Genomic DNA, 25,956 nt, shown 5'->3' on the forward strand with positions numbered 1-25,956 from the left:
AGGAACGATTTATTTTTGAAGAAAACAAAGGTTTTGATTATCTTTGTCCCAATAATTTAATAAGAAATTGAAATATGGGAAAAGAAAAGATTATTTTGACCGGTGACCGTCCTACCGGAAAACTGCATATCGGACATTATGTAGGCTCTTTGCGCCGTCGGGTAGAGCTTCAGAACTCGGGGCTTTACGATAAGATATTCGTGTTCGAAGCCGACGGGCAGGCTTTGACGGATAATATCGATAATCCTGAGAAAATACGTCAAAATGTAATCGAGGTTGCGCTCGATTATCTGTCAGTAGGATTAGACCCTGCCAAGTCTACCATTTTTATCCAGTCGCAGATTCCCGAGTTGTGCGAACTCACTTTTTATTATATGGACCTCGTTACGGTGTCCCGCCTTCAGCGTAACCCTACGGTGAAGACCGAAATACAGATGCGCAATTTCGAAACCAGCATTCCCGTAGGTTTCTTCGTTTATCCGATTAGCCAGGCGGCTGACATTACCGCTTTCAAGGCGACTACCGTCCCTGTGGGCGAGGACCAGGAACCGATGCTGGAACAGGCACGCGAGATTGTGCGCCGCTTCAATTATATTTATGGAGAGACATTGGTAGAGCCGGAAATCCTGCTTCCCGATAACGCGGCTTGCCTGCGCCTGCCCGGAACCGACGGCAAGGCAAAGATGAGCAAGTCGCTGGGCAATTGCATCTATTTATCTGATCCGGCAGATGAGGTCGAAAAGAAAGTGCGGAGCATGTACACCGATCCCACGCACATCAAGGTGAGCGATCCCGGCAAGCTGGAAGGGAACACCGTATTTACGTATCTTGATGCCTTCTGCCGTCCCGAACATTTCGGGCGTTATTTGCCCGACTATCCCAACTTAGACGAACTCAAGGCGCATTACACCCGTGGCGGTTTGGGCGATGTAAAGGTCAAGAAGTTCCTGGCGGCTATCATGCAAGAGGAGTTAGAACCCATCCGTGAACGCCGCAAAGCGTTCGAAAAAGACATCCCGGCTATTTACGACATGCTGAAGAAAGGATGCGAAGTGGCTCGTGAGGCGGCTGCACAGACTTTGAGCGAAGTCCGCCGTGCGATGAAAATCGATTATTTCGATGATGAGGCGTTAATCGCCGAGCAGGCGGAACGCTTCGGGAAGTAATTGACCATGGATAATTGACAATGGATAATTATTTCAAGCCGGCATCGTAATTATCAATTGTCAATTATCCATTGTTTCCATTGTTTTTTCGCTTTTTCGAAAAAAAGTTTCCCAAAAGTTTGCAGAATTAAAAATAAGCTGTACCTTTGCAAGCGCAAATGAGAAATGAGCCTAATCGGGCGTTTAGCTCAGCTGGTTCAGAGCATCTGCCTTACAAGCAGAGGGTCGGCGGTTCGAATCCGTCAACGCCCACTCATCGTAAGACTCTTTCTCATGACACACTTTAGGGCGTTTAGCTCAGCTGGTTCAGAGCATCTGCCTTACAAGCAGAGGGTCGGCGGTTCGAATCCGTCAACGCCCACTCCTAAAGAAAATTGGTCAAATTTCCCCTTCCCCGGGCGTTTAGCTCAGCTGGTTCAGAGCATCTGCCTTACAAGCAGAGGGTCGGCGGTTCGAATCCGTCAACGCCCACTTCCCCCTTTACATTTTCTTGATTTTAGAAGCTGTTCAGAGTTTCTACGAAAAAGTATTTTTAGCTTGACGCAGGCATGCATGTTGATGAACATAAGTGAGTCGGCTGTTTCACATAAGTAACTCGGGCGTTTCACATAAGTGAGTCGGTCTTGTCACTTATGTTCGTTTGAGGTGGCTCTGGCGTTCGTTGCCGGATAGCCTTGCCCCTACGCATTGGCTAATTGCGGAATTCATTCAATTCCCCTTCCTTGTTCTGCTTAAAAATCGAAAAACGGTTCGGGCTTCTTGAAGCCTTTTTTACTGATGGGCATGTAGTGGAGCTGCTTGTCTCCCGTGTCCACTACGATGCAAAGCGAATCGTTCCATTCCTGCAAGTTGGCGAGTCCGGAGATGTCGCACGAAAAAGTGCCGGCTTCATAGCGATACTTCTCCCAGCCTTCCGGCACGTGCGGACGGTAGCAAAGTGCCAAGCGCAGCGTGTCCGGGCTTTGGCGGGCAGGGTCGTATACCAAGTCTATGGGAATAGACGCATATTCGTAATGCGTAGAAAAGTCGTTGGTAATTGTAGCAAGCGTGTAGAAGTCGAAGTAACCGTCTCCCGCTCCGTAAGAATCTGATAACTCAAAGTTCTCGTCTACGCTGCAACTGTCCGGATGCGTGATGCCCCGTTTGTCCGCTTCCGCTTTACTGATGGGGTGGATGATTCTGTTGGCAGTTTCGATTTCCACACTTGCGTTGTCAATGATAGTGAAACCGGGGGTGCGGTTGCTAAAGAACCGGTTTTCTTCTTTGAACGAAAGGCCGTAGTAAGCCCGTTCGTATTTGTCCAGTCCTTTGCCGTAGCAGATGGCGACTTCGTCTCCGCTGTACGAATAGAGGTAATAGCCGTCTTCGTCATTGCCCACGATAGTTCCTTTAGTCATAAATCCGAGATACCCTCCGTTGTCGATAGTCAGGTCGTGGCAGGATGCCAATCCGAATGCGCAGGCGAAAAGCGTCCACGCATAGATGCTGAATGAAAATCTGTTTGTCTTCATCTTTAGTTGGAGTTGAAATAACATCCGCAAAGATAAGGAAAAAAGAAATTGCAATACTTTATTTAACAGAAAATTGTGCAAGCTGCATGAAATGTCGCGAAGGTTTTGTGAGCCCCTATTTCTTTTTTTCCGTTTTTCGCGGAGAAGAAAATTTTCGTATTTTTGCCGTATCAAAATCGAATCGGAAGGAAATATATGGATAGTAGAATCTTATCTGTCGGAATTTTTGTGGCGTTGATGCTCTCATCGTTGTTGGCAGGACGTCAGGGGTATTTGGGCGCTAAGGAAGAGATAACCGCCGACTTGAACCAAGCTTTGTTGCGTATGGTGGAAGAGCGGCAAGGCAATATTGTCACGCAAGACTCCATTCGGGCATACAAACGGCTTAGGCAAGTATCGGACGGAGAAGTGTGGCTTGCCATTGCCGACCGGAAACTTTGCCGTAATTTGAAAAACCAGAAACTGAAAGACAAGACGTTTCTTTCGTTTAATATCGTGGATGAGGTTTGTTCCGGCAATTTCCCCGAATCCGATATGATTAGTAGTGATACATTGATTGTAAACCATAAGGCGACCGGAACAACGCTTGCCGTGAGAAGCTACACACGTCTTTCGGCTATCTGGATATTCCGGATGTCCGACCAGCGTTGGTCATCTTTGCTGGCTTTTGTGGCTTTGCTTTGGGCAATTGGTTCGATGCTTCGGATGCGGAAGAAAAATGTATCCGGTGAAGTCAGCAGCTATGGCGGGCTCTTTTATTCGTCTGCGAACGAGTGTTTCTACGATGCTCATCATGTCTCCATAGATTTTACCCCAATGCAACATCAATTGATGCGGATGTTGTGGCACGCTCCTTCGCACTCGATGTCGAAAGAAGCAATTTGTGCGGCACTCTGGCCCAAGAAAACAGATGCTAACAATACACTTTACACGTTGGTGCGACGCTTGAAGCCGATTCTGGAGACGTGTAGCGAATTACAAATCGTAGCGCATCGAGGAAGAAGTTATTCGCTGGAAATCAAGAAGAAGACCGAATGTCAGGATAATGTCAGAAAGATGTCAGCTTCATTTTTTACGGAGCGATAAGCTGGAATGTATATTTGCGCCGGACTTAAAACGAAAGCGCAATGAAACGTGTTCAGATTCTTTTTATTTTAGGAGTATATGCTTTTACCGCATCGGCGCAAAACGAAACAAAAACGGTAAATCTTCAAGCGGTAGAAGTTAAGGCGGCTAAGGTGATTCATAAGCCCGACGGTCAGATTATTTATCCCACCGAAGCGCAAAAGAATGCATCGCATTCGGGATATAGCATCTTGCAAAAACTGTCTTTGCCCAATATCCGTGTGGATGAGGTTTCGCAAAATCTGTCGGCTATTGATGGGCGGGGAAACATTCAGTTACGCATTAACGGTATCATCGTAGGACGGGAAGAAATGCTGGCGCTTTCTCCCGAAAGCATCAGCCGGATAGACTTTGTCGACAATCCCGGAGTGAGATACGGAGAAGGAATCGCATACGTTATTAACATTCTGACCCGAAGGGCGGATAGCGGATATACGGTCGGTATTGATTTGACCCAAGCGATGACCGCTAAATTGGGCAATGATTTAATCTACGGGAAATGGAATGCCGGGAAAAGCGAGCTTTCGTTGAGTTATAATTTCGGGTACAAGGACTTTAAGGGAAACCGGACGGACGAAACAGCTCATTACCGGCTTACGGATGGTTCCACTCATACTATTGAGCGGAATGATTTTGCTTCGCGTAGCCGGAATTTTAATAATGGCTTGCAATTGAAATATAATCTTGCCGATTCTGCCGACTATGTGTTTCAGGCTTCGCTAAAGGCTGATTTCTCGCATATCCCCAACAATTATAACCGGAAGCGGATTATAGAAGAAGATGAGCAATATATCGCCACGCAACGCGAACGTAACCTTAGCTCCAGTCCGGTCTTGGATTTGTATTTCTTTAAGCAATTGACTTCCCGTCAGTCGCTGACACTGAATGCCGTAGGGACGTATATCGTCACTTCGCTCCGCAGCAGTTACGATGAGGGTGCGCCGTATGCATATCAGGTGGAAGGGAAGACTTATTCCCTGATGAGTGAAGCCGTTTACGAGAACCGGCTCAAGCCTTTTACGTTTACTGCTGGGGCAAACTACATGCAGAAATACACGAAGAATAAGTACACGGGTGATGTAAATTCTGTCAATCCGATGCATAACCGCAGCGTCTATGCTTTTGCCGAGATAAAGGGGAAACTTGGTCCGATAAGGTATGTGGCGGGAGTAGGCGGCAGTTATTTGGATTACCGCCAGCAAGCGCACGATTATCAGTACTGGCTGTTCCGTCCGAAGGCTTCCGTTGCCTACAATCCGGTGCAAGCCGTCCAGCTGAAATATGATTTCCAGATAAGTGAGCATGTTTCGCGGGTGGCGATGATTAGCAATACTTCTATCCGCAACAACAGCATGGAATGGACGTTGGGCAATCCCGATATCCGCCCGAACCGGGAGCAAGCGCATACTTTTCAGATTTCGTACACGCATCCCCGCTTCCAGTCTTTTGTCCAGGCATACGGAAAACGTTGCCATCAGCCGAATATGGCTACGTATATCCGGACCGAAGACAACCGGTTTGTGTACACCCAACTCAATCAAAAAGAAATCGATGTGCTTAACCTGATGCTGTATGCGAATGGTTGGATAGTCCCCGATAAGCTTTCGATAGCGTTATCTGGTACGCTTTTCCGCTGTTTTAACTTCGGCGAAGACTATACGCATTGCAAGACGTTTTATTCGGGTACAGCCAGTGTGCAGGCTTACTTAGGCAAACTTACCCTTTCGGCATTCATGGACAGCGGTTTCCGTTTCCTCGAAGGCGAGACCGAAGGATTCAACGGCTCGTTTGTTTCTCTGAACGCATCCTACCGGTACAAGAACCTGAACTTGTCGCTTGCCTGGCAACAACCGTTTAGAAACCGTTACAAGCAATTCCAGTCGGATGTGTACAACCGTTATGTCCGGAAAACGACTGCTCTGCATTGCCGTGACTTGGGCAATTTCGTGAGCCTGAACATTGCATGGAAATTCTCACAGGGAAGGGCATATAAAGATGTCCGGCGGAACATTGAACAGAAAGCGGATAAAGATACCGGCATCTTGAGGTAAAGCAAAATAGAACACAGAGACACAAAGCATATATTTTTGTAGAATATAAAACTCTGTGCCTCCGTGTCTCTGTGTTCGAAATTAATATTAATGATGGAACAGACGGATGCCTGTAAACGCCATCGTGATGCCGTATTTATCGCATGTTTCGATGACATGGTCGTCGCGCACCGAACCTCCTGCCTGAGCGATGTATTCCACGCCGCTCTTGTGCGCACGTTCGATGTTGTCGCCGAAGGGGAAGAAGGCATCCGAGCCTAACGATACGCCTTTCAGCGTGTCCAGCCAGGCACGTTTCTCTTCGCGGGTCAATACTTCGGGCTTTTCGGTAAAGAACTGTTGCCAAACGCCGTCAGCCAATACATCATCGTGATCATCGCTGATGTATACGTCGATGGTGTTGTCGCGGTCGGCACGGCGGATTTTCTCTACCCAAGGCAAGTTCAATACTTTCGGGTGCTGGCGCAGGTACCAGATATCGGCTTTGTTTCCGGCAAGGCGGGTGCAGTGGATGCGGCTCTGCTGGCCGGCGCCGATACCGATGGCTTGTCCGTCCTTCACATAGCACACCGAATTCGATTGGGTATATTTCAGGGTGATAAGCGCAATCATCAGGTCACGCTTTGCCGCGTCGGGCAGGTTCTTGTTCTGTGTCGGGATGTTGGCGAAGAGTTCCTCGCCGTTCAGCTTGATTTCGTTGCGTCCCTGTTCGAAGGTGATGCCGAACACGTCTTTGTGCTCGATGGGAGCCGGACGATATTCCGGGTCAATCTGAATGACGTTGTATGTACCTTTACGTTTCGCTTTCAGGATAGCCAATGCCTCTTCGGTATAGCCCGGAGCGATAACGCCGTCCGAAACTTCACGGTTGATGAAGCGGGCGGTCTCTTCGTCGCACACATCGCTCAGCGCGATAAAGTCGCCGTACGATGACATGCGGTCGGCACCGCGGGCACGCACGTATGCGTTAGCGAGGGGAGACAACGGCAGATCGCCTACGAAGTAAATCTGTTTCATCGTTTCGTCCAGTTCCAGCCCGATGGCGGCACCGGCAGGGCTAACATGCTTGAATGAGGTAGCGGCAGGCATGCCGGTCGCTTCTTTCAGTTCTTTCACCAACTGCCAGCCGTTCAGCGCATCAAGGAAATTGATGTATCCCGGACGTCCGTTCAGCACTTCCAGCGGCAGTTCTCCTTCTTTCATATAAATACGTGCTGGCTTCTGGTTGGGGTTGCAGCCGTATTTCAGTTCGAGTTCTTTTGCCATAAGCATTTGTTGTTTAAAATGTTCGTTGCGGGCAAAGATAATAAAAAATCGGATACGGAAGTATGTGTGCAAGATTAATAGGATAAACTTTGAAACGCAGATTAACGCAGATTTCCGCAGATTAAAATAAAATACTCCGCGTGAATCTGCGCCAATCTGCGTTTCATTGTTTTACGTCTCTACTATTATTACATCCGGTTTGTAAATGAACAGCCGCCTGGCAATCACATCCCGAACCGCGACGTATCCACCTCCTTCGCCTCCTTCTTCTTATACCCGCCGAAGCGGTAGCTGAACGAGACGGTAAGGCTGCGGGCGTAGTTCTTTACGTGCATGTCGAAGTGCTGGGTGCCGTTGCGCGACTCGATGTCGAGGTGGTTCATCCCGTTGAAGAGGTCGGTGCCTTTCAGTTGGAGCATCGCTTTGTCGCCGGCGAAGGTGTAGCGCAGGGCGGCATCCACATAGCCCACGGCACCGAGGCGGTAACTGCCCTGTATGGCTCCTGTCTGCCCGAAGGCGGAGATTTCCAGACGGATATTGGGGCGGCTGCTCAGGGTGAAGGTGTTGGTCCACTGCCCGATGCCTGCCCACCGCTTGTTGTCGAAGGGAGCATCGTAGTAGCGGCTCGCCTTGTCGTGCTTCAGCTGGGCGTTCAGCGTCAGCTGGCTGTCCCACCACGTGCCTACGCGGAAGGGGATGACGGCGGTGAACGTGAGCAGCTGCAGGTAGTCCCAGTTCTGGTAATTATAAATGGCACGCAGCTCGTTCGAGTCCAGGTATGCCATCTGCATAAAGTAGTCGGGCACGTAGCTGTATTCCGCCTGCACGATGTACTTGCTCTTCCAGATGTAGGTCAGCGTGGCGGTATAGTCGGTGTAGGGGTGCAGGCTGGCGTTGCCTTCTATCACCTGATAGCCGTTCAGGTAGCTGGTGCTGCCGCTCAGCGTCCAGTAGTCGGGATAGGTCTTGTCCGAGCTGAACGAAAGCTGGAAGATGTGCGCCGCCGAAGGCATGTAGTTCAGCGAAAGAGTGGGGTAGACCGCCCACTTCCAGTAGTCCGCCATCTTATAGTATTCCACCGCTGCCGACGCGCTGAGGTTCCATTGCGGACTGAACGCCTTGTCGAATCCGGCATAGACGTTGTAGGTATATTCGTCGATGCGGCTTTCGCTGTCCAGATTGCTCATCTCGGGCAGGTCATAGCGTTGCGAGTTGCGGTTGTTCACGTAGGTGAACGCCGTGCCGTAGTTCAGCGTCCAGCCCTTTGCGAGCGAATGGCTCTGGTCGGCATACACTTTCCAGCGTCCGATGCGCTGGCGCGAGTCGCTGCGGAAGGCGGACGGCTCGGCTTCGGTATCGGTGAAGTCCTGCGTGCTCTCGTCTTTGTAATACGTGTAGTCGGCGCCTGCGCTCAGCCCGAAGCCGGAGGTATAGTTCAGCGCGGCGTTATGCAGCTGCGTATCGCTCCGCTTGCCGTTGTGCGAGTCCGTCACGTTGCCCCATGCGTCCGCCGTCGATTTCCCGTCGGGTTTGAGGCTTCCGGTATAGCTGAGGCTGAGGCGGTCGTCCTCTGTGGGCTTGTAGGTGGCGGCGGCGCGGAAGGTATGGGTCAGGCTCCGTCCGCTGTCATCTTCAGACAGGCGGATGTCGTGCGTCTCTCCGTCTGCGGTGTGCAGGGCGCGGAAGTCCATTCCCTGCCGGTAATAATAGTCGCTCAGGTGGTACATCGCGTCCACGTCCCACCGTGGCGAGAGCCACGCCAGCGTCACGCCCCCGTTGCCTCCGGCTTCGTCCTTCTGCACGTAACTGCCGTTCACCTCGCCCTGCAGGCCGCCTTCGCCAGCCTTGTAACCCTTCAGCACGAGGTTGACCGTCGCGCCGCGCACATGGTATTGGGGCGGCGCGCTATACATTACCTCCGCCCGTTCCACGCGCGAGGCAGGCGTTGCCTTCAGCAGGGCGATGAGCTGATCGGCGCTCATGGATGAAGGCTTGCCGTTGAGCACGATGCCCAGACTTCCGCTTCCGGCAAGGGCAGGCACGCCGTCCCGTTCCACTACGCCGGGTAGTTGCAGCAAGGCTTCGTAGGCGTTGGTCACGAGGCGGCTGGCGGCGATTTGCGCCACGTCATAAGTCAGGCGGCTACCCTCCACCTTCACCAGCGGACGCTCGCCGCGCACCGTCACCTCGTCCAGTGCATAGTCGCGCGGCGTCAGCACGAGGGTATCCGCGTCTGCCCCGCTCCCTTCGCGGATGCAGGTATTATAAATAAGGTGCTGCACGATGAGGCGGTACCTCTCGGGACGCTGTCCGAAGCGGAACACGCCCAAGCTGTCGGTCAGGGTCGCATCGATATAGGTAGAGTCGGCGGTTTGCAATACCACCGTGGCGGCTTCCACGGGCCGGCGGTCGGCATCGGTCACCGTCCCCGTAAGGCTTTGGGCGGAGAGTGTAGCCGTACAAAGTCCGCACATCAGCAAGAAAAAGAATGTTTTCATGTCGTTCTGTCGTTTTTGATTGATGCCGCAAAGGTAAATAGCCGCCTCCGCATCGGTGGTTAACGCAAGGTTAACGTAACGTTAACGGGGGAGTATGCGATATGAAAGCACGGTAGGGGCGAGGTCCGCTCGCCCGAAGACATCCGCTGTAGATGCATTCGGGCGGGCAGACCCCGCCCCTACGATTTGTCACACAATCGGCTTGACCACCTCAACCCTCATCCCCAGGGCGTGCATTATCCGATAAAACACAATTCGTGTAGAACGCATACGCTTCTTCGTCGAACTTCGCACGTTCGGGCGTGCCGGGCGCACCGAACTCCTTATCCAGTTCAGCGCTGATGTCGGTCAGCATTTCTTCGTTTGTATTCATAATATTCCTCCTTTTATTTGTAATGCCTTTGGTGTCTAAATGATTACTCTACAGGTATAGCCTTTTTGTTGGCTTCCATATGGCAACTATGGCAAAGTGTGATTAAATCTTCATCTTTGACATCCCAAGGCAAATGCGAGCGTGAATATTTCTTATGATGCACTTCCAATGTTTCGGGACTATTCAGTTTGTATAAGGGGAAAATGATTGCAAAATCATTTTTGGTCAACATTGCAACTCCCTGGTTATAGTCAACGCCTGTGATATAACCAAAACAGTAGGTAAGGTAAATAGCGTCATTGGTTGTATTGCCTTTCATATATTGTATGAAAATGGTATCGCAATCTTTATATTCATTCTTAGTCTTAGTTTTAAAAGGCTTGCATTTGATGCTTTTAAAGCCGACCCAATTTACATCATTATCAGATAAGTTTTTACTGGAAATAATATTAATATGTCCGGCTAAAGCTATTGTCTTCCAATCTTGTGAACAGCTAAAAAGTCCTAAGTGATAATTGTTTAGATAGATATTGTATTTAGGTATGTACTTGGTCATTTCTTTCACTTTATAGAGCTTATAACCATCTAATGACTGTTCTTCCAGACTCTTATCATCATTTTGTTGCAATGAATTTTCTTTATTGAACGCAGATATGACTATGTCGGCAACTTCTGGAAAATCTACATATTTGGATACCTCATTGATATCGTTTAACTTTATTGTATTATAGCAATTCTGACAGACGTAATGATCTATTCTCTTTCTATTGTCCCGTTTTTGTATCCATTTGCTATCCAAAAGCAATTCTTTGTAATATTCGTTCTCTCCCGATGTTATGACGGATGATGGAACAGGCTCTTTTACAATATCTGCCGCTTCTGTTTGAGTTGCTGCATTATTCGGAGATTCTGCAATTTTGTCGTCAATGCATGGTTCATTTACTGGTGCATTCACTTTCGCATCAACAACAGGAGTGCTCGATTGAGGTGGAACGTTACTTTTGCTTTTCTTCTTTGTAATAACAACATAACCTACGATGAATAATAATAGAACAAGTAAAACAAATATCATATACAGACTTATTTATGAAATTAAATTATGCTGGCAAATTTAATATGATTTGCCGGAAGTATCAAATAGATTGACTTCTATATCTGATGAATATTCAACAATTACTTTCCGCTCCGACCTTGGAAAACGTGCAAAACGTGTGCCGACCCCTCGCCGCACACCTTGCAACACTTGCAAAGTCCCCGCCGACCCCTCCGCGCGCATTTTGCACATCTGCAAAGTCCCCGCCGACCCCTCGCCGCACGTTTTGCAACACTTGCAAAGTTCCCGCCGACCCCTCCGCGCGCATTTTACACGTCTGCAAAGCCTCCGCCGAGGGGTCGGCGCATGTTTTGCACGTTTTTTAAAGCCGTTTTTGAAGAGGCGGAACATACTTTTCTTCACTTTGGAGGCGGTTTATCGGAAAATAAAACTAACTTTGGAGGTGAATTAATCAACTATATTGTCAAATTTAATCCCCTTTGAAGATGAAAACAATCGTAAAAATCAAAGAGTTCGGCATTACAAGACTGAACAACGCCGAATATACCAACTTCTCCACCCGTGTCCTCACCCTCGTGGAACAGGCAGGGACGCTCGAACCCGACGGCGGTTCGGCACTGGGCATCGAGGCGGAGGTGCAGGAAGAATACGAAACGCTGCTGGGAACGATGAACGACATCGTGGCGCAGAGCCGCATCAGCGACCGCACGGCGGAACTTGCCGACACAGACAAGCAGCGCGACGACCTCGTGGTGTATCTTTTCAACTCTATCCGCAACAAGAAGTCTTCGCCCGTGGCGGCGGAGAAATCGGCGGCGACCTCCCTCTACAATGTGCTGAAACCTTACGTGGGCTGCTACCGTTCGCCCTCGCAGCAGGAAACGGTGCAGATACGCGGCTTGCTGACCGACGCACGCAAGGCGGAGAACGCGCCCAACGTGGAGACGCTCGCGCTGACCAACATCCTCACGGAACTGGAAACGGCGAACGACGAATACGCTTCGCTGACCGAGCAGCGCACCGAGGAGCGTGCCGCCAGCCGCCTGGACGAAAGCAAGACGGTGCGCCTGCGCATGGACGAGCTGTACGACTACATCGCCACCGTGGCTTTCGTGCAGAGCGTGGCGCATCCTACGGACGCCACCGCCACGTTCGTCACCAACCTCAACGCCCTGATTGACGAGACGAACGCCCTCTACAACCAGCGCATCGCGCAGGCAAAGCGGAAAAAACCGGAACCCGAAGTGTAACTGACTTTTCAGACAAAATGCAGATTCACGCAGATTTCCGCAGATTATTTTCTATTTTTCAATCTGCGTGAATCTGCGAAAATCTGCGTTTCAACAATCAATCCGATGAAAGAGATAAGACACTTGCGCTGGATAGCCCTCATCGCCCTGCTGGCGATAGCGGAGCTGCAATACGTGTGGCTGGCGAACAGCTACCGGCTGGCGAGGGAAAGCCTGCGGATGAAGGCGGACGAGGTGTTTCGGGAGGCCTCGCTGGAAGAGGCGTTCCACCGGATGTCGGTATACAAGGAGCGGAAATTCGGCAGGAAAGATACTCTGTTGTCAATGAAATTCGAAGTAGACACGACCACTTCCGCCTTCCAGAACATGCCGAACCGGTGGCTGATGTCGAGCATCCATACCAGTCTGCAGGACTACATTTACACGGAAGTGCATCTAGACGTGTCGCTCCCCGTGCTCGATTCGATTTACGCCCACATGCTCGATTCGGTCGGCATCCGTGCCGAGGTGGCTTCGTGCATCGTCGATTCTACGGGGCGGGTGCTCCGTGCTTCCGTGGGGAAAGATCTGCATCGGGAGGGCATCCTGAAGACCGACTCGCTGATGCTCGACTTCGATGAGGCACGCTTCGTGCAGGGCATCATCACCAATCCCTACTGGGTCATCGCGCGGCGCATGACGCTGGTGCTGATAGCCACGGTGCTGATTATCGCCGTGGCGGTGGTGTGCGTGGTGTGGCAGGTGCGCATCATCCTGCGGCAGGACAAGGTGGCGAAGCTGCGCGAGGACTTCTCGTACGCCATGATACACGACATGAAGACGCCGCTCAGCTCCATCGTGATGGGCACGCGCATCCTCGAGACCGGACGGCTCGACAGCCAGCCCGAGAAGCGGGCGCAGTATTTCCGCATCCTGCGCGAGGAGGGCGAGCACCTCATCAGCCTGACCAACAAGGTGCTGACGCTCGCCAAACTGGAGCACCGCCAGCTGAGGCTCGACAAGACGGAATGCCTGCTGCGCCCGATGCTGGAGGACCTTGCCGCAAAGTATCAGGCGAAGGCGGAGAAGCCGATACGCTACGTGTGGAAGCTGGACGCGCTGGCGGTGTATGCCGACGAGGAGTTCCTGCGCGAGGCGCTGAGCAACCTGATAGACAATGCCGTGAAATATTCGGGCAGTGAGGTGGAGATAACCTTCGCTTCGGCGAAACGTGCCGATGGAAGCATCGCGGTCTCGGTGCGCGACAACGGCCTGGGCATCCCGCTGAAGGACCAGGCGAAGATATTCGAGAAATACGAGCGTGCCTCGGCGGCAAGCCGGAGCCGGGGCGGAGGTGCACCGGGCTTCGGGCTGGGGCTGAACTACGTGCTCCGCATCGTGGAAGCGCATGGCGGCACGGTGAAGCTGGAGAGCATCGAAGGCGAGTACAGCGAGTTCACGCTGGTGTTTCCGAAGGGCACCACAGAGGGCACAGGTTGAAACGCAGATTAACGCGGATTGACGCGGATTGAAAAATAAAAAATAATCTGCGTGAATCCGCGTTAATCTGCGTTTCAAAAAAGGAAAAGACAACTTAAACGACAAGCAAATGACAAGACTATTATTGGTAGAAGACGATGCCAACCTGTGCTACATCATCCGCGGCGGGCTGGAAGACATGATAGGCGGATACGAGATACAGACCGCCGCAGACGGCGAGGAGGGCTTGCGGATATGGAAAACGTGGAAGCCCGATGTCATCGTGTCCGACATCGAGATGCCCGTGATGGACGGCTACGAGATGGTGCGCCGCATCCGCGAGACGGACGAGCGCACGCCTATCCTCTTCACTTCGGGCAGGGTGTCGCCCAAAGACGTGGTGAAAGGATACGAACTGGGTGTGAACAACTACATCAAGAAGCCTTTCCTGCCCGAAGAGCTGCATGCCCACGTCACCGCCCTGCTGCGTCTGACGCAGGGCAGGCAGGCGGAAGCCCACGAAACGCTCTTCCCGATAGGCAGGCTCTACACGTTCAACGCCGACCGCTCTACCTTATTAAAGGCGGACGGGGAAGCGGAAACCCTCACCGTGCGCGAGGCGGACCTGCTCCGCCTGCTGTGCGAGAACAAGGGTAGGGTGGTGCGTCGCGAAGTCATCCTCTCGCACCTGTGGAATACCGAAGACGACTATTTCGCCTCGCGCAGCCTTGATGTCTTCGTGTCGCGCCTGCGCAAGCTGCTCGCCGCCGACGAGAGCGTGCAGCTGAAGACGGTGAAGGGGGTGGGCTTGCAGCTGGTGGGGTGAATAAGCCAACTTAATTTTCATATCTCTTTTCATTTCCCGATTTTCTATGTATCTTTGCCCCCGCAACGGTTCGGATGGAGTGAAATCCGATTAAAAGGGAATCAGGTGAGAGTCCTGAACAGTCCCGCTGCTGTGAGTTCCATGCGATGAGTGTCGCAAACCATTCTTTTGCCACTGGGGATACCCCTGGGAAGGCGGTTTGCCGACGGGAACGAGTCAGAAGACCTGCCGCTTGCCTTTGTATTTTCACTGCTTTCGAGGAAAAAGCGTGGGAAGGACGCAAGCCTGTGGGGCTTCTTTTTGCATTCCCTTGTTTTTTGCCTGATTGCGGATTAAAGAACGAAACGCATGAAACAAGTAATCAGCATTCTCTTTGGCGTATGCCTTCCGCTGGCGGGGCAGGCGCAGAGCGATACGACGGCTTATGCCCTGCCCGAGGTGACGGTAACGGATGCTCACCGAATTCGTGAGGTGCGTGCCGTAGCTCCGGTACAATCTCTTTCGCGTGAAGAGTTGGAGAACTTGCATGCTTTGCAATTATCGGATGCTGTGAAGCATTTCTCGGGTGTTACGGTGAAAGACTACGGTGGGGTAGGCGGACTGAAAACAGTTTCCGTGCGTAGTTTAGGCGCACAACATACCGCCATTGGTTACGATGGCATAGCAGTGACCGATTGCCAGACGGGGCAAATAGACATCGGACGATTTTCGTTGGAGAATGTCGACCGGGTAGCGTTAAGCAACGGACAAGATAACAATATTTTCCAGCCTGCACGCTTTTTCGCTTCAGCAGGTATCTTGCATATCGAGGCGCTGGCACCGAAGTTTGAGGACGGGAAAAGCACGCACTTCCATGCAAAGGTGAAGACCGGTTCATGGGGATTGTCGAACCCTTCATTCCGGCTGGAGCAGAAACTGGGACGGAAATGGGCACTGGCCGCCGATTCCGAATGGATGTCTTCGGACGGGCGTTATCCGTTTACGCTTCATTATGGGGACGAAGACGATGCATCCTCGCGCGAGAAACGGCAGAACACGAAGGTGCAGTCCTTGCGTGCCGAAGCCGGACTGTATGGCCTATTTTCCGACCGTGAGCAATGGCGTCTCAAGGCTTATTATTACCAGTCTTCGCGGGGGCTTCCTGCCGTTACTACCTATTATTACAATCATTCCAATCAGCATCTGTGGGACAAGAATGTGTTTGTGCAGAGCAATTACCGGAAAGAGTTCAACCGCCGGTTTGCCCTCCGGCTTGCCGGGAAATGGAACTGGAGTTACCAGCGTTACCTCGACCCTGATTATAAAGGGAGCACGGGACAGACGGAGAATAATTATTACCAGCAAGAATATTACCTTTCGGCTTCGGCACTTTGGCGTGCATTGGATAACCTTTCGTTTTCCTTGGCAACGGACGGAAGCGTGAACCGGATGAATGCCGACCTCCGCGACTTTGCCAAACCTGTACGCTATTCGTGGCTGACGGCATTGGCGGGAAAATATGTCACCAGTTGGATGACGCTTTCGGCATCGGTACTTGCCACATGGGTGCACGAGGATGTGGAGCGGGGAAGCAGTGCCGGAATGCACCGCAAGTTAAGCCCCTACATAGGTGTCTCGTTTAAACCTTTTGCGGCAGAAGAATTTCATGTACGTTTCTTTTATAAAGACATTTTTCGTTTGCCCAGTTTCAATGATTTGTATTATGGGCAGACAGGGAATATCAATTTAAAACCGGAAAATGCCCGTCAGTTGAATGTGGGCATAACTTATACGAAACAGATTTGCGATTTTATCCCTTACTTGACGCTTACCGCTGATGCGTATGTAAATCGAGTGACCGACAAGATTGTGGCGATACCTACCAAGAACTTGTTCGTGTGGAGCATGGTCAATTTGGGAAAGGTAGACATCAAGGGCGTCGATGTGACGGGAAGCCTCGGCATCCGTCTGCATGAAGGCTATTCCCTGAACCTTTCGGGCAATTATACCTATCAGCGTGCGTTGGATGTGACGAATCCCGACCCTTCGACCACCGAAGGGAAGACGTATAAGCATCAGATAGCCTATACCCCCCGCGTGTCCGGGTCGGGGCAAGCCGTGTTGGAAATGCCTTGGGCGGATTTGTCGTATGCGGTGTTGTTTTCTGGAAAGCGGTATATGTTGGGGCAGAACATCGCCGAGAACCGTTTGCCCGGATATACGGACCATAGTGTGTCGGCACGCCGTGAGTTCCGCCTGAGGGATGTTTCGGCTTCGGTAGCGGTGGAAGTGCTGAACGTGGCGAATAAGAATTATGAAATTGTGAAAAACTTTCCGATGCCGGGGCGTTCGTTCCGGGTGACGGTGGGTATAAATTATTAAGGCATGATGAAGAAAAGGATTATAGGTGTGTTCGCGATGTTGTTGTCGCTGGCGGCCGCTTGCGATGATATGGAAGACAAGCCTGCCTTGCCGGATAGCGGACAGGAAACGGTGCAGGATTACGGTACCTCGGAAATGTATGTCCTCAGTGAGGGATTGTTCAACCTGAATAACAGCACGCTGGCACGTTATTCTTTCGAAACCAATACTTGCATGACCGATTATTTCCGTACGATGAATCATCGCGGATTAGGCGATACGGCAAATGACATGGATATATACGGAGGCAAGTTGTATATCGTGGTGAACGTGTCGAGCACGGTAGAGGTGGTCGACCTGCATACCGGCATGTCGGTGGGGCAGGTTTCGCTTTTGGCGGAAGACGGAAGCTCGCGCCAGCCGCGTGCCATCGCTTTTGAGGAAGGCAAGGCGTATGTATGCTCTTACGACGGGACGGTGGCGCGTATCGATACCGCATCGTTGCAGGTGGAAGCGTTGGCGCAGGTAGGGCGGAATCCCGAAGACTTATGTGTGCAGGACGGAAAGCTTTATGTCTCCAATTCGGGCGGGCTCGATTGGGAAGGCATCGGAGTAGACCGCACGGTTTCTGTCGTGGACTTGGCTGCATTTACCGAAACGAAACAGATTGAGGTTGGTCCGAATCCGGGTAAGATTGCCGCCGGCCGGAACCATGCCGTATGGGTAGCGACGTATGGCGAGGAGATAGAGAAGGGCGACTATCATCTGGTGAAAATCAATACACAGAGCGATGCGGTCGAGGCCGTATATGACGAGCCGGTAATGGATTTTGCCATAGATTACGACATTGCTTACTTGTATAATTACGATTATCAGACCAATTCTTCTTCGTTCAAGGTGTTCGATTTGGTATCGGGTACTGTTGTACGCGAACAGTTTATTACCGATGGCACGCACATCGAGCGTCCGTATGCCATAGCGGTTAATCCCTATAGCAGCAATGTGTATCTCACCGAGGCGTACAATTATCAGGTAGAGGGCGATGTGCTTTGTTTTACTCCCGATGGCAGGCTGATGTTCAGGCTGAATGGGGTAGGGCTGAATCCCAACACCCTGTTGTTTCGTGATGTGTCTGCTTCTGTGGACGGGTCGGAGGACCAGCCGGACAGCTCAGCAGGCTTTGCCGACAAGGTTTTCGAATATGTGCCTGCTCCTTCGCAATACATGAATACGATAACGGTCGCCTATCGGGACGGCTTCACGCAGGAAGAAGTATTGGAACTGGCGTCCGAGCGGTTCCGCAACCGTTCGCTTTTGTCGCTTGGCGCATACGGAGGTTACATCGTAGCCGGATTTTCGCAACCTGTGCCCAATGTGGAGGATGCTTATGACCTGAAGATTTACGGCAATGCCAATTACAATCCGAATGCCTGGCAAGACCGTCCGGGCGGAAGTGCGGAGCCGGGTATTGTGCTGGTGGCAAGAGATGAAAATGGAAACGGATTGCCCGATGACCCTTGGTATGAACTGGCGGGCAGCGAATACGGGAAAGATACGGAAACACCCGACTATGAAATAACGTATTATCGTCCCCAACCCGAAGATGCGGATGTCCGTTGGACGGATAATCTGGGTAATGAGGGCTATGTGTACCGCAACGAGTATCATACGCAGAACTCGTATTATCCGGAGTGGGTAGAAGACGACCGGATGGTTTTTTGCGGAAAGCGTTTGAAAGACAATGCGGTAGAAGAGAACGGCGTTTGGGTAGGCTATGCCTACGATTGGGGGTATGCCGACAATCACCCCAACAGCGAAGAAATGTCGCAGTTCAAGCTTGAATGGGCGGTAGATGCCGATGGGAATCCGGTGCATCTGGATGAGATAGACTTTGTGAAGGTTTATACGGCGGTCAATCAGTATGCCGGTCGGGTAGGGGAATTGTCTACCGAAATAGCCGGCATAGAGAACCTGCATTTCGATGCAAGCAATTAAAAACAATCATAATTATGTATCAATTAAAACAAGTAAGAGAAATGAAAAAGTTAACGTGGATTATGGCGGCATTGTTGTGCGTGTCGCTTTGGAGTTGTAGCGAGGATGAGAATCCGGCAGGAGAAGAGCAGAAAGAGGACGTGGTAATCAGTTTTGAGGGTGAATTGAGCGAGCCTAACAGTTCTTTCCTTGCAACCGAAGGCGAAGAAGATGGCTTTTATATGAAGACGGCATTCTCGGATCCCCAGAATGTTGTGTCTTTTACACATTATTTCAGCGATTGGGGCTTCGGAGGAGGATTTACCTATACCAATGGGACAGATACGGCTACACCGGGATATGCCAACTTGAGTGCCATTACAGGAGCGGGAAAGACCGGAAGTGTTTATCTGATCGCTAATGCAAGCAGCTATACAGAGGCACGTATAACCAATCTGCAAGCCGGAACGTACCGTTTCAAAGGGGCGTGGGTGACCAATACCACGTATGACTATCTGGCTATTAAAGACGGAAACGATGGAGGTTCGGGCTTGGTGGCTAAATTTGAGGATGGTGACTGGTTTATGCTGACCGCAGTAGGTTATACCGATAGCGGTACCGAAGTGGGGAGCGTCGATTTCTATTTGGCGGACTTCCGTGACGGGAAAAGTGAGATCGTCAATACGTGGAAATGGTTCGACTGGAGCGAGCTGGCGGATGCCGCTTATATCACCTTCGAACTCTCCTCTACCGATACCGGTGATTACGGTATGAATACTCCTTCTTACTTTTGCCTGGACGGTGTGACATTGCAGGAAAACTGATTGAAGTGATAAATAACGTTATCGGCCCGCTTAATCGGAGGTATGCTTCGGTTAAGCGGGCTTTTTTCTTTATCTTTGCGTAATGCTAAACAAACAAAAGCGGAGTAAAAGTATGATAGACGAATTATTGGAGTTCAATCGTTCCTTTGTGGAAGACAAAGGCTACGAACAGTATGTAACGACGAAATACCCGGATAAGAAGATTGCGATAGTAACATGCATGGATACGCGTCTGGTTGAGTTGATACCTGCTGCCTTGGGATTGCGAAACGGCGATGTAAAGATGATAAAAAACGCCGGAGGGACGGTGACGCATCCCTTTGGAAGTGTGATGCGCAGCTTGCTGGTAGGCATTTACGAGTTGGGAGTGGAAGAGGTGATGATTATCGGGCATACCGATTGTGGAGCACAGCACATGGATAGCCAGGTAATGCTTCGCCACATCAAGGAACATGGCGTTTCGGACAGGGATATCGAAATGATGGAGTATTGCAATGTCGATTTACATTCGTGGTTGAGCGGTTTCGACAATGTAGAGCAATCGGTGCGTGGAAGCGTACATTTGGTGAAACATCATCCTTTGGTGCCAAAAGATGTAGTGGTGCGTGGCTTTGTCATCGATTCGGTTACCGGCAAGTTGACGGAATTTGAAAATATCGATTGACGATGCATATAAGTGCATTGGCAAACGCATGCGGTCACGTTGGCGTACGCATACGGCTGCGTTGGCGTACGCATGCGGTTGTGTTTGCCTGTATGTACGGCTGCGTTTTCGGAGGCATTTTGTTGCCTTTCCTTTCCATTTCCGCTTCCTTCGCGCACGCGTATAATTAAATAAGGTAAGGCGTACTGCATCCCGGACTTTCTTCCGGAAGTTTTTTTATGTCTCAACCTGTTGTATTTCAGTTTATTTGCATATTCATTACAAAAAACTTTCGAAAAAAAGTGTCCGATGTCTTGCAGTTTCTGAAAAAGTCTGTACCTTTGCACTCGCTTTCCGGAAGGGACGCCCCCTGAGAGGGGGTCGGAACGAGTGAGGGAAGCGACGTTCTATGAGATTATTTGGATAGGAACAACGTAGTACGATTCAAGGAAAGGAAAAGAGACGTCAATTCAAGAGACGAACGGGAGCCAGTCGACAGGATTCATTTAAAAGAAAAAGATATTCTACAATGAAGAGTTTGATCCTGGCTCAGGATGAACGCTAGCTACAGGCTTAACACATGCAAGTCGCGGGGCAGCGGGAGCCTAGCTTGCTAGGCTTGCCGGCGACCGGCGCACGGGTGAGTAACGCGTATCCGACCTTCCGCACACTCCGGGCCAGCCTTCCGAAAGGAAGATTAATCCCGGATGGTATGGCGTGGCTGCATGGCAGCGCCATTAAAGGAGCGATCCGGTGTGCGATGGGGGTGCGTTCCATTAGCTTGTTGGCGGGGTAACGGCCCACCAAGGCGACGATGGATAGGGGTTCTGAGAGGAAGGCCCCCCACATTGGGACTGAGACACGGCCCAAAACTCCTACGGGAGGCAGCAGTGAGGAATATTGGTCAATGGGCGAGAGCCTGAACCAGCCAAGTAGCGTGGAGGATGACCGCCCTACGGGTTGTAAACTCCTTTTATAAGGGAATAAAACCTCCCACGTGTGGGAGCTTGTATGTACCTTATGAATAAGCATCGGCTAACTCCGTGCCAGCAGCCGCGGTAATACGGAGGATGCGAGCGTTATCCGGATTTATTGGGTTTAAAGGGAGCGTAGACGGGATGTCAAGTCAGCTGTGAAAGTTTGCGGCTCAACCGTAAAATTGCAGTTGAAACTGGCTTTCTTGAGTGCGTTCGAGGCAGGCGGAATTCGTGGTGTAGCGGTGAAATGCATAGATATCACGAAGAACCCCGATTGCGAAGGCAGCCTGCTAGGCCGCAACTGACGTTGATGCTCGAAAGTGCGGGTATCAAACAGGATTAGATACCCTGGTAGTCCGCACGGTAAACGATGGGCACTCGCTGCCGGCGATATACTGCCGGCGGCTTAGCGAAAGCGTTAAGTGCCCCACCTGGGGAGTACGCCGGCAACGGTGAAACTCAAAGGAATTGACGGGGGCCCGCACAAGCGGAGGAACATGTGGTTTAATTCGATGATACGCGAGGAACCTTACCCGGGCTTGAACTGCGGATGCATTGCGCGGAAACGCGCAAGTGGGCAACCACATCCGTGGAGGTGCTGCATGGTTGTCGTCAGCTCGTGCCGTGAGGTGTCGGCTTAAGTGCCATAACGAGCGCAACCCCTTCCGCCAGTTGCCATCAGGTTATGCTGGGGACTCTGGCGGTACTGCCATCGTAAGATGCGAGGAAGGTGGGGATGACGTCAAATCAGCACGGCCCTTACGTCCGGGGCTACACACGTGTTACAATGGGGGGTACAGAGGGCCGCCATCCGGCGACGGAGCGCCAATCCCTAAAGCCCCTCCCAGTTCGGACTGGAGCCTGCAACCCGGCTCCACGAAGCTGGATTCGCTAGTAATCGCGCATCAGCCACGGCGCGGTGAATACGTTCCCGGGCCTTGTACACACCGCCCGTCAAGCCATGAAAGCCGGGGGTGCCTGAAGTGCGTAACCGAAAGGGGCGCCCTAGGGTAAAACCGGTGATTGGGGCTAAGTCGTAACAAGGTAGCCGTACCGGAAGGTGCGGCTGGAACACCTCCTTTCTGGAGCGGCTTCCGTTCCGGTGGCGTCCTGCCTTTTCGGCGTGCCGTTGTTCCCCTCCTTATATATGATATGAAACAGAGGTTCAACGCCAGTCCTATAGCTCAGTTGGTCAGAGCGCCACACTGATAATGTGGAGGTCGGCAGTTCAACTCTGCCTGGGACTACGGTCTTGGGGGATTAGCTCAGCTGGCTAGAGCACCTGCTTTGCAAGCAGGGGGTCAACGGTTCGAATCCGTTATTCTCCACTGTTAGAAAGAAGTTCTATGACATGATGTGACAAGCAATAAAGAGAAACGAGCGCTTGCAGGCTATTCTGCAAGCATCAGCCAGAGGTATATGCCCGCTCTCTTCCGGAAGGAAGAGCGAGCGGCGGCGTAAGTAGATAAGGGCGCACGGCGGATGCCTTGGCTCTCGGAGGCGATGAAGGACGTGACAAGCTGCGAAAAGCCGCGGGGAGGCGCACATGGCCCTTGATCCGCGGATCTCCGAATGGGACAACCCGTCATGCTGAAGGCATGACATCCCGCCTGAGGCGGGAGGCCAACGCGGGGAACTGAAACATCTTAGTACCCGCAGGAAAAGAAAACAACAGTGATTCCCCCAGTAGCGGCGAGCGAACGGGGATTAGCCCAAACCGCGCGTGTTACGGCATGCGCGGGGTTGAAGGACCGCGACACCGCAAGAAGCAAGGCGAATGGAACGCGCTGGAAAGCGCGGCCGTAGAGCATGAAAGCTGCGTACATGAAGCCTTGCGAAGCGTAGCGGCATCCTGAGTAGCGCGGGGCACGTGGAACCCTGCGTGAATCTGCCGGGCCCATCCGGCAAGGCTAAATACTCCCGAGAGACCGATAGCGAACCAGTACCGTGAGGGAAAGGTGAAAAGCACTTCGGACAGAAGAGTGAAAGAGACCCTGAAACCGTGCGCCTACAAGCGGTCGGAGCACGCAAGTGTGACGGCGTGCCTTTTGCATAATGAACCTACGAGTTCCCCTGCTTGGCGAGGTTAAGCGCGATAAGGCGCGGAGCCGGAGCGAAAGCGAGTCTGAAAAGGGCGTCAAGTCATGCGGGGAGACGCGAAACCAAGTGATCTACCCTTGTCCAGGATGAAGTCCGGGTAACGCCGGATGGAGGTCCGCACCGATAAGCGTTGAAAAGCTTCCGGATGAGGCGAGGGTAGGAGTGAAAGGCCAATCAAACTTGGAGATAGCTCGTACTCCCCGAAATGCATTTAGGTGCAGCCTCGCGGTAATTCGGCATGAGGTAGAGCGACTGATAGGATGCGGGGGCTTCACCGCCTGCCAAGTCCTGACAAACTCCGAATGCATGCCGCATGTTCCGCGGGAGTGAGGGCACGGGTGCTAAGGTCCGTGCCCGAGAGGAGAAGAATCCTGACCGCCGGCTAAGGCCCCGGAGTGGCGCCTGAGTTAATCTAACGAAGTCCGGCCCCCGAGACAGCTAGGATGTTGGCTTGGAAGCAGCCATTCATTTAAAGAGTGCGTAACAGCTCACTAGTCGAGGTGCCGGGCGTGGATAATAATCGGGTATAAGGCGCCCGCCGAAGCCGCGGGATACAGAGTATCGGTAGGGGAGCATTCCATCGGCGCCGAAGGCGCTCCGTAAGGTGCGCTGGAGCTTATGGAAAAGCAAATGTAGGTATAAGTAACGATAAAGGGGGTGAGAGGCCCCCTCGCCGAAAGACTAAGGTTTCCTGATCAACGCTAATCGGATCAGGGTAAGTCGGGGCCTAAGGCTCAGCCGCACGGCGAGGCCGATGGACAAACGGTCAACATTCCGTTACTGGCGTCCGGTGTGACGCGGTGACGCGGCTGTGACACTGCCGCCCCCTGACGGAATAGGGGGTTTAAGGGTGTAGGAGCCGATTCCCGCAGGCAAATCCACGGGAAGATCCGAACCTGAAAGTACGGCGCGCCCTCCGGGGCAAGCCGACAGCGCAGGTAACCATGCCGCCAAGAAAAACCGCTAAACTCCAGCCGGACGGCACCCGTACCGCAAACGGACACACGTAGTCGGGTTGAATATACTGAGGCGCTTGGGTTAATCACGGTTAAGGAACTAGGCAAACTGACCCTGTAACTTCGGGATAAAGGGTCCCTCCTCGCAAGAGAGGGCGCAGAGAATCGGTCCAGGCAACTGTTTACCAAAAACACAGGGCTGTGCTAATTCGAAAGAAGCCGTATACAGCCTGACACCTGCCCGGTGCCGGAAGGTTAAGAGGAGAGGTCATCGCGAGAGAAGCCTTGAATTGAAGCCCCGGTAAACGGCGGCCGTAACTATAACGGTCCTAAGGTAGCGAAATTCCTTGTCGGGTAAGTTCCGACCTGCACGAATGGTGTAATGATCCGGACGCTGTCTCAACCGTGATCCCAGTGAAATTGTAGTATCGGTGAAGATGCCGATTACCCGCGATGGGACGAAAAGACCCCGTGAACCTTTACTGCAGCTTAGCATTGGACGTGGGCACGCGTTGTGTAGGATAGGCCGGAGGCAATGAGCCGCGGGCGCCAGCCTGCGGGGAGCCGCCGTTGAAATACGGCCCTTCGTTTGTCTGTGTCCTAACTCCGGGTATGGAGGACATTGCTTGGCGGGCAGTTTGACTGGGGTGGTCGCCTCCAAAAGCGTAACGGAGGCTCCTAAAGGTGCCCTCAGGACGATCGGTAACCGTCCTCAGAGTGTAATGGCAGAAGGGCGCTTGACTGGGAGGCCGACAGGCCGAGCAGGTAGGAAACTAGAGCATAGTGATCCGGTGTTTCCGCATGGAAGGGACATCGCTCAAAGGATAAAAGGTACTCCGGGGATAACAGGCTGATCCCTCCCAAGAGCTCATATCGACGGAGTGGTTTGGCACCTCGATGTCGGCTCGTCACATCCTGGGGCTGGAGAAGGTCCCAAGGGTTGGGCTGTTCGCCCATTAAAGTGGCACGCGAGCTGGGTTCAGAACGTCGTGAGACAGTTCGGTCTCTATCTATCGTGGGCGCGGGAAATCTGCGCGGCTCGGGCACTAGTACGAGAGGACCGTGCTTGACAGACCTCCGGTTTGCCGGTTGTCCCGCCAGGGGCACCGCCGGGTATCCGCGTCTGTACCGGATAAGCGCTGAAAGCATCTAAGCGCGAAGCCGTCCGCAAGATTAGATTTCCTTGAGGGCCGTCACAGACTATGACGTCGATAGGACGCAGGTGTAAAGGTGGAGACACCAAAGCCGAGCGTTACTAATTGCCCGAAACTTTCCCGCCGCGTTTTGCGGCCGTATACTTCCGGCACCCGTTTCCGGATTGCTTGTCGCTTGTCATGGCACTTGATCGTATTCAGGTGGCTATAGCGCGAAGGTCCCACCTCTTCCCATTCCGAACAGAGCAGTTAAGCTTCGCATCGCCGATGGTACTGCGCAAGCGGGAGAGTAGGTAGCCGCCGTCTTTTCCCTCCCCCCGGCATCCGATGGGCTGCCGGGGGGATTTTTTTTGCCCCTGCGGCTTGCGGGCTGCAGAATTAGCCGTATCTTTATGGCAAATATGAATTAT

General features: G+C 52.1%; 15 protein-coding genes, 5 tRNA genes, 3 rRNA genes, 1 pseudogene and 1 riboswitch. Of the genes and pseudogenes, 18 read left to right on the forward strand and 6 right to left on the reverse strand.

From position 1 onward, the window contains the following. The first annotated feature begins 74 nt into the window (after positions 1 to 74). The 4 genes from trpS (at position 75) to BACSA_RS14480 (ending at position 1,637) form a co-directional block, all read left to right on the forward strand. Complete coding sequence (trpS, locus tag BACSA_RS14465; RefSeq protein WP_013618781.1) at positions 75 to 1,166, forward strand: tryptophan--tRNA ligase; 1,092 nt, start codon at positions 75 to 77, stop codon at positions 1,164 to 1,166. A 177-nt stretch (positions 1,167 to 1,343) separates the two neighbouring features. Next, positions 1,344 to 1,418, forward strand: a tRNA-Val gene (locus tag BACSA_RS14470). A gap of 34 nt (positions 1,419 to 1,452) precedes the next feature. Beyond that, a tRNA-Val gene (locus BACSA_RS14475) sits at positions 1,453 to 1,527 on the forward strand. A 35-nt stretch (positions 1,528 to 1,562) separates the two neighbouring features. Further along, positions 1,563 to 1,637 (forward strand) — tRNA-Val (locus BACSA_RS14480). Between the two features lie 260 nt (positions 1,638 to 1,897). On the opposite strand, the gene BACSA_RS14485 is transcribed toward BACSA_RS14480, so the two are convergent. Next, entirely contained in the window at positions 1,898 to 2,677 is a 780-nt protein-coding gene (locus tag BACSA_RS14485; RefSeq protein WP_041584061.1) for a hypothetical protein, read from the reverse strand. Between the two features lie 195 nt (positions 2,678 to 2,872). Here BACSA_RS14485 and BACSA_RS14490 point away from each other — a divergent pair, with 195 nt between their 5' ends. Next, the gene (locus tag BACSA_RS14490) at positions 2,873 to 3,763 is read left to right on the forward strand and encodes a helix-turn-helix domain-containing protein (RefSeq protein WP_013618783.1); all 891 of its coding nucleotides are present in this window, start codon (positions 2,873 to 2,875) and stop codon (positions 3,761 to 3,763) included. Positions 3,764 to 3,804: 41 nt separating this feature from the next. Continuing rightward, a complete protein-coding gene (locus tag BACSA_RS14495; protein WP_013618784.1) occupies positions 3,805 to 5,853 on the forward strand; it encodes a porin family protein in 2,049 nt (682 codons plus the stop codon). 87 nt (positions 5,854 to 5,940) lie between these two features. On the opposite strand, the gene BACSA_RS14500 is transcribed toward BACSA_RS14495, so the two are convergent. The 5 genes and pseudogenes from BACSA_RS14500 to BACSA_RS14515 form a co-directional block, all read right to left on the reverse strand. Beyond that, positions 5,941 to 7,158: a phosphoribosylaminoimidazolecarboxamide formyltransferase gene (locus BACSA_RS14500; protein ID WP_262501260.1), complete on the reverse strand. Its 1,218-nt coding sequence runs from the start codon at positions 7,156 to 7,158 to the stop codon at positions 5,941 to 5,943. Between the two features lie 185 nt (positions 7,159 to 7,343). Next, a complete protein-coding gene (locus BACSA_RS14505; RefSeq protein ID WP_245546602.1) occupies positions 7,344 to 8,936 on the reverse strand; it encodes an outer membrane beta-barrel family protein in 1,593 nt (530 codons plus the stop codon). A gap of 453 nt (positions 8,937 to 9,389) precedes the next feature. After that, positions 9,390 to 9,617, reverse strand: a pseudogene (locus BACSA_RS20660) (carboxypeptidase-like regulatory domain-containing protein); the annotation flags it as partial. Between the two features lie 211 nt (positions 9,618 to 9,828). After that, positions 9,829 to 9,990 carry a hypothetical protein gene (locus BACSA_RS19480; RefSeq protein WP_013618787.1) on the reverse strand — a complete coding sequence of 54 codons (162 nt, stop codon included), beginning with the start codon at positions 9,988 to 9,990 and terminating at the stop codon, positions 9,829 to 9,831. 43 nt (positions 9,991 to 10,033) lie between these two features. Next, positions 10,034 to 11,062 carry a hypothetical protein gene (locus BACSA_RS14515; protein ID WP_013618788.1) on the reverse strand — a complete coding sequence of 343 codons (1,029 nt, stop codon included), beginning with the start codon at positions 11,060 to 11,062 and terminating at the stop codon, positions 10,034 to 10,036. Between the two features lie 467 nt (positions 11,063 to 11,529). Here BACSA_RS14515 and BACSA_RS14520 point away from each other — a divergent pair, with 467 nt between their 5' ends. From BACSA_RS14520 to rrf, 12 genes are all read left to right on the forward strand, one after another. Further along, positions 11,530 to 12,294, forward strand: coding sequence for a DUF6261 family protein (locus tag BACSA_RS14520; RefSeq protein WP_013618789.1), 765 nt, complete (start codon positions 11,530 to 11,532; stop codon positions 12,292 to 12,294). Between the two features lie 105 nt (positions 12,295 to 12,399). After that, positions 12,400 to 13,773 (forward strand): sensor histidine kinase, encoded by a 1,374-nt coding sequence (locus tag BACSA_RS14525; protein ID WP_013618790.1) that lies wholly within the window; start codon positions 12,400 to 12,402, stop codon positions 13,771 to 13,773. Between the two features lie 109 nt (positions 13,774 to 13,882). Next, on the forward strand, positions 13,883 to 14,578 hold the full coding sequence (locus tag BACSA_RS14530) for a response regulator transcription factor (protein ID WP_013618791.1): 696 nt from the start codon (positions 13,883 to 13,885) through the stop codon (positions 14,576 to 14,578). 49 nt (positions 14,579 to 14,627) lie between these two features. After that, positions 14,628 to 14,826: riboswitch (cobalamin riboswitch) on the forward strand. Positions 14,827 to 14,926: 100 nt separating this feature from the next. Beyond that, positions 14,927 to 16,939, forward strand: a complete 2,013-nt coding sequence (locus BACSA_RS14535) for a TonB-dependent receptor plug domain-containing protein (RefSeq protein ID WP_013618792.1) — start codon at positions 14,927 to 14,929, stop codon at positions 16,937 to 16,939. Between the two features lie 6 nt (positions 16,940 to 16,945). After that, complete coding sequence (locus BACSA_RS14540; protein WP_041584446.1) at positions 16,946 to 18,913, forward strand: YncE family protein; 1,968 nt, start codon at positions 16,946 to 16,948, stop codon at positions 18,911 to 18,913. 41 nt (positions 18,914 to 18,954) lie between these two features. Beyond that, complete coding sequence (locus BACSA_RS14545) at positions 18,955 to 19,716, forward strand: DUF4465 domain-containing protein (protein ID WP_144005234.1); 762 nt, start codon at positions 18,955 to 18,957, stop codon at positions 19,714 to 19,716. A gap of 112 nt (positions 19,717 to 19,828) precedes the next feature. After that, a complete protein-coding gene (locus BACSA_RS14550) occupies positions 19,829 to 20,380 on the forward strand; it encodes a beta-class carbonic anhydrase (RefSeq protein WP_013618795.1) in 552 nt (183 codons plus the stop codon). A gap of 505 nt (positions 20,381 to 20,885) precedes the next feature. Further along, positions 20,886 to 22,418: ribosomal RNA gene (locus BACSA_RS14555) — 16S ribosomal RNA — on the forward strand. Positions 22,419 to 22,509: 91 nt separating this feature from the next. Continuing rightward, positions 22,510 to 22,583: transfer RNA gene (locus tag BACSA_RS14560), tRNA-Ile, on the forward strand. Between the two features lie 7 nt (positions 22,584 to 22,590). Then, positions 22,591 to 22,664: transfer RNA gene (locus BACSA_RS14565), tRNA-Ala, on the forward strand. 127 nt (positions 22,665 to 22,791) lie between these two features. Further along, positions 22,792 to 25,670, forward strand: a 23S ribosomal RNA gene (locus BACSA_RS14570). Between the two features lie 73 nt (positions 25,671 to 25,743). Continuing rightward, a 5S ribosomal RNA gene (rrf, locus tag BACSA_RS14575) occupies positions 25,744 to 25,852 on the forward strand. The 16S, 23S and 5S rRNA genes sit together here with 2 tRNA genes alongside, the layout of an rRNA operon. Positions 25,853 to 25,956 lie beyond the last annotated feature (104 nt).

Source organism: Phocaeicola salanitronis DSM 18170 (assembly GCF_000190575.1).
Classification (GTDB): domain Bacteria; phylum Bacteroidota; class Bacteroidia; order Bacteroidales; family Bacteroidaceae; genus Phocaeicola; species Phocaeicola salanitronis.